We start from the raw sequence: 1,706 nt of genomic DNA, 5'->3' as shown, positions 1-1,706 counted from the left end.
GGGAAATTATTTTTCCTTTTTTGATACTTTTTAGGTTTATTTGCTTTAATATATTCAGAAAAAATTTTTAAAGAATCTTCTGTTTCTTCAACCGTCAAATAATCAATTTCAAAGTATTTTTCTAATAAAGCGCCTTTTTCAATTAATCGTTTTGTTCGTTGTTTTCTGTTAATATTTTGCTCGCTATTCGCTCGCAAAATATTTTTTTGAATTTTTAGTTTTTCTATTCTTTTGTTGATGTCATTTAAATCATTATTTGCCATAACTATTTAAGTAATTCAGAAAAATTTTGACTATTCGCATTTAATAAAGTTTCTAATTCGTCATAGAATAATTCTTTGTTTTCTTCAATCGATTCAATAGAAATATCATTTTTTGAAAGAGTAGAAAGAACAAAATCACCAATATCTGCTTTTGATTTTAGAATTAATTCTTCTTTTTTCTTTTGTAATTCTTTAATTTGAAGTTCAATATCAGAAACAGTTTTTTTCTTTCTCTTTTTAGGTTTTGTTTTTGGAATGATTTGCTCATTTTCTGTCTTGATGCTTTGATCTTGGTTTTCCATAAAATATCCCTCCTGATAATTTGTATATGTTTATCATATTATATTATATTTCTAAAATCAATAAATATAAACGAAAATGTCAGATTAAACATATTTACTTTCTCATTGATAAGTAGTAGAATTAATTTATAGAGAATCCCCTTAGATTTTTACTAAGGGCGCACTTATACCCCTAAATTTTATTTAGTGGTAATTGTGCTATAAAACTTAATTTACATTTCGTTTTATCGTCAAGCGTGTTTGTTAAAATTCGCTACGCTCATGTTTGAAAAGAAAGTGAGGTGATACAATTGGCAATCTTCCATTTATCTATGACAATAGCAAAAAGAGAAGGCGGAAAAAGAAGTTTAATTGCAATGGCTTCTTATCGAAGTGGTGAAAAATTGTATAGTGAACTATACGAGAAAACAAATCTATATAACCATAGAACTATTAAACCAGAAGCTTTTATTTCAAAGCCTGATTATGTACCTAATGAATTTTTAAATAGACAGACTTTATGGAACAAAATGGAATTAGCAGAAAAACAGGTGAATTCTCAAATTTGCCGAGAAGTAAATGTAGCATTGCCAATTGAATTAAATAATACAGATCAACGATCACTGATAGAAGAATTTGTTAAAGATAATTTTGTCAGTGAAGGAATGATTGCAGATGTAGCTATTCATAGAGATGATGAAAACAATCCCCATGCTCATATTATGTTAACAATGAGAGAAGTCGATAGTGAAGGAAATATTCTTAACAAGCGAAAAAAGATACCTAAACTAGATGAAAATGGAAACCCGGTTTTATTAGAAAATGGTAAAATTAAAATGGTTTCTATTAAAACAAATGATTGGGATAGAAAATCTCTTGTTTCTGAAATTCGTAAAGATTGGGCTGATAAAGTTAACCAATATTTAAAAGCTAGAAATATTGATCAACAAATTACTGAAAAATCTCATGCCGAAATAGGGAAAAAAGAATTGCCAACCATTCATGAAGGTTTTTACTCAAAAAAATTAGAAGAAAAAGGAGTTATAAGTGAGTTAAAAAGAAAAATTTAGAGATTCAAAGTTACAATGATATCCTAGCCGAACTTGATAAACTTGAAAATCAAGAGAAAATATTAAAACAAGACCAAAACTTCACTTTAAAA

3 protein-coding genes are annotated in these 1,706 nt (G+C 27.3%); 1 reads left to right on the top strand and 2 read right to left on the bottom strand.

Going from position 1 to position 1,706, the window contains the following annotated elements:
- Both HMPREF9088_RS12135 and HMPREF9088_RS10855 read right to left on the bottom strand, forming a co-directional pair.
- Nucleotides 1–263, bottom strand: a 263-nt coding sequence (locus HMPREF9088_RS12135) for a hypothetical protein (RefSeq protein ID WP_007209304.1), incomplete at its 3' end; no start/stop codon positions are given.
- A gap of 2 nt (nt 264–265) precedes the next feature.
- Nucleotides 266–565 (bottom strand): hypothetical protein, encoded by a 300-nt coding sequence (locus tag HMPREF9088_RS10855; protein ID WP_007209303.1) that lies wholly within the window; start codon nt 563–565, stop codon nt 266–268.
- A gap of 290 nt (nt 566–855) precedes the next feature.
- Between HMPREF9088_RS10855 and mobQ the strand changes: the two genes are divergently transcribed.
- Entirely contained in the window at nt 856–1,614 is a 759-nt protein-coding gene (gene mobQ, locus HMPREF9088_RS12005; protein WP_007209302.1) for a MobQ family relaxase, read from the top strand.
- The last annotated feature ends 92 nt before the right edge of the window (nt 1,615–1,706 follow it).

Source organism: Enterococcus italicus DSM 15952, from assembly GCF_000185365.1.
Classification (GTDB): Bacteria; Bacillota; Bacilli; order Lactobacillales; family Enterococcaceae; genus Enterococcus_G; species Enterococcus_G italicus.
The sequence above is the reverse complement of the archived record's forward strand: the minus strand, read 5'-3'. Positions and strand labels throughout refer to the sequence as shown.